This is a genomic window from Selenomonas bovis DSM 23594 (assembly GCF_000381005.1).
GTDB classification, from domain to species: Bacteria; Bacillota; Negativicutes; order Selenomonadales; family Selenomonadaceae; genus Selenomonas_C; species Selenomonas_C bovis.
Genome location: NZ_KB908452.1, coordinates 1 through 1,443, shown reverse-complemented (window position 1 = coordinate 1,443; position 1,443 = coordinate 1). Strand labels below are relative to the sequence as shown.

General features: G+C 57.5%; 2 protein-coding genes. One reads left to right on the top strand and one right to left on the bottom strand.

The features are described 5' to 3' along the window. The coding region (locus tag F599_RS0113270; RefSeq protein WP_019543974.1) for a site-specific DNA-methyltransferase at window positions 1–1,088 on the bottom strand (1,088 nt) is incomplete at its 3' end. A 98-nt stretch (window positions 1,089–1,186) separates the two neighbouring features. Here F599_RS0113270 and F599_RS0113265 point away from each other — a divergent pair. Then, on the top strand, window positions 1,187–1,443 hold a 257-nt coding region (locus tag F599_RS0113265), incomplete at its 3' end, for an AbrB/MazE/SpoVT family DNA-binding domain-containing protein (protein ID WP_019543973.1).

Sequence of the window (1,443 nt, the reverse complement as noted above, 5' to 3'; positions counted from 1 at the left end):
CAGGCGATGAGCGTCGAGGCCGAGCCGAGGAAGCCGTCCAGCACGAGTCCGTTCGTCTGCGTGCACTGCCGGATGAGATAGGCGATGAGCGGCACAGGCTTCGAGGACGGATGGCCGCAGCCGTCCTTCTTCGAGTCCTTGATGCGGTCGAACTCAAAGACCGTCACCTGCTTCTGGTCACCGTACCACTCGTGCCTGCCGTCCTTGCGCCAGCCCCAGATGATCGGCTCATGGATGTACTTCCAGTCCGTGCGCGTAAGCACGAGACGGTTCTTCTTCCACACAAGTCCCGCACCAACCTTGAAGCCTGCGTCCTCATAGGCGTCGTGGAACACACGCGCCTTGGCCGTCGCGTAGAACACATAGATGGATGCGTCCTTCGCCATGGCCTCGTGGAACTGCTCGAACGCCGCGCGCAGGAACTTGTAGCCTTCCTCATCACTGAGGTCATCATTCTTTATTTTCCCGCTCGTGCTCTCAAGATTCACGAGATACGGCGGATCCGTGCAGACGAGGTTGACCTTCTCTTTACCGAGCAGGCGGCTGTATGTCTCAGGCTTGGTGGAATCCCCGCAGATGACCGTGTGGCGCCCGAGGTGCCAGACATCGCCGGCTTTCGAGAAGCACGGCTTTTCCAGCTCGGCATCCACATCGAAGCCGTCTTCCTCCGCGCCGTCCTCCTCCGCGAAGAGACGCGCGAGTTCTTTCTCGTCAAAGCCTGTGAGCGACACATCGAAATCCTCGCCCTTAAGGTCGGACAGTTCGACGCGCAGCATCTCCTCATCCCAGCCCGCGTTGAGCGAGAGCTTGTTGTCCGCGATGATGTACGCGCGCCGCTGCGCCTCGGTCAGATGATCCTCGCGGATGCAGGGAATCTTCTTCAGCCCGAGCTTCTGCGCCGCGTAAAAACGGCCATGCCCGCAGAGGATGGTGCCATCCTTCGTGGTCACGACCGGCGAGAGGAACCCGAATTCCCGGATGCTGGCGGCAATCTGCGCCACCTGCTCCGGACTGTGCGTCCGCGCGTTGCGGGCATACGGCACGAGCGTGCCGATGTCCGCCAGGTAATATTCCGTTTTCTGATTCAAATACATCACCTCATCTGCTGAAAATCTTGTTGCGATTCGTCCCAAAGATGGTAAAATGAAAGTAGGAAATTCCCTACTTTTTAGGAGGTGCACCCATCATGGCAGCAGCAACGATTCCGAATACATTTATTGATAACGCCAAAGTTATGGCGAAGGGCCAGGTCACGATTCCGAAAGACGTGCGGCAGATTCTCGGCATCTCAAACGGCAGCCGCGTAACCTTTCTGGTCGAGAACGGCTCCGTCCGTCTCATCAATTCTGCCGTCTACGCTATGGAAATGATGCAGCATGAGATGAAAAGCGAAAGCACTGACCTGCAGACAGAAGATGATGTCAACAAACTGGTCAAGGCGAC